Origin of the sequence: Thioclava sp. UBA3469 (assembly GCF_002378135.1) — a bacterium.
Taxonomy (GTDB): Bacteria; Pseudomonadota; Alphaproteobacteria; order Rhodobacterales; family Rhodobacteraceae; genus Thioclava; species Thioclava sediminum.
Map to the genome: position 1 here is coordinate 32,958 of NZ_DFRG01000082.1, position 1,110 is coordinate 34,067.

General features: G+C 60.5%; 2 pseudogenes. One reads left to right on the forward strand and one right to left on the reverse strand.

Annotation, left to right across the window (positions count from 1 at the left end):
• Nucleotides 1–492 (forward strand): annotated as a pseudogene (locus B3D39_RS07130) (acetyl-CoA carboxylase biotin carboxylase subunit); the annotation flags it as partial.
• Between the two features lie 458 nt (nt 493–950).
• Here B3D39_RS07130 and B3D39_RS07135 read toward each other — a convergent pair.
• A pseudogene (locus B3D39_RS07135) lies at nt 951–1,110 on the reverse strand (IS5/IS1182 family transposase); the annotation flags it as partial.

The window sequence follows — 1,110 nt, forward strand, 5'->3', positions numbered from 1 at the left end:
CAGGTCGAGCACCCGATCACCGAGATGATCACCGGCGTCGATCTCCTGCGCGAGATGCTTCTGATCATGGGCGGCGAGCCGCTGTCGCTCAAGCAAGAGGATATCACCGCGCGGGGGCATGCCATCGAAGTTCGCATCAACGCCGAGAATCCTGACAAGAATTTCTTCCCCGCCCCCGGTGTTCTCGAAACCTTGAAGGTTCCGGGCGGACCGGGCGTGCGCTTCGACACCGGCGTCTGCGAGGGCGACACGATCCCTCCTTATTACGATTCACTCCTTGGAAAGCTCATCGTCTGGGACCGTACTCGCGACGGCGCCTTGGCGAAGCTGGCAGGCGCGCTCGGCGAACTTCAGATCGGTCCGAAACCGACCACAGCGAGTCTTCATGCCGCCTTGTTGATGGCGCCGGACATCATCTCCGGCTCGGTGTCGACGCTTTGGCTCGAAGACTGGCTGGCGATGCGGGCTGAGGACATTCGCAAATCCGCCTGACGACCGGGCGGATCGCAGTTCCCGAGGAAGGAGCTCTCCGATCGCTCGCGGTGATCGGGGCGCTCTCTTGAGGGTCATTCGCCCGCGCATCCGGCGACCCGAAAGCCATCGCCACAAGCCGTATCTTCGCCTTTGAAGATGAGGCGATAATCGGCGCTGCTGAAGCTGCGGGCGCGCGTATCAATTTGCCTCACGCTTCGGAAGTGTCGGACATGGCGCGCACGCCAAGCACTTCAACGCGTTTTGGGAGCAGGTCTCTGAGCTCACCCAGAGGTGATACACAAAACCGCAAATCGACGCGCTATGCCATTTCCGGCGCGTTTGATCTGAACGGACAGCTTCGCATAGCAGACATTGGGACCGAGCGCAGCGAATGACCGCTCACCGCCGATTCTGTGGAAAAACACCCGTTCGCGATTGCAGAAATTGGAAGCTTTCGTGATGTGCGACTGCCTTTCCTATAAGGCTTTTCGCGGTTGCTGCGGTGCGGGAAGGATCTTTGCCAGCTTCCTGAGGTTCTGGGCGGTTGCGGCGAGGAGAAATTCGTCATTTGCGCCGCACGGGCCACGTAGTCGGAGGCGTCCGAGGCCAAGGATGCGTTTGAGGTGCGCGAAGAGC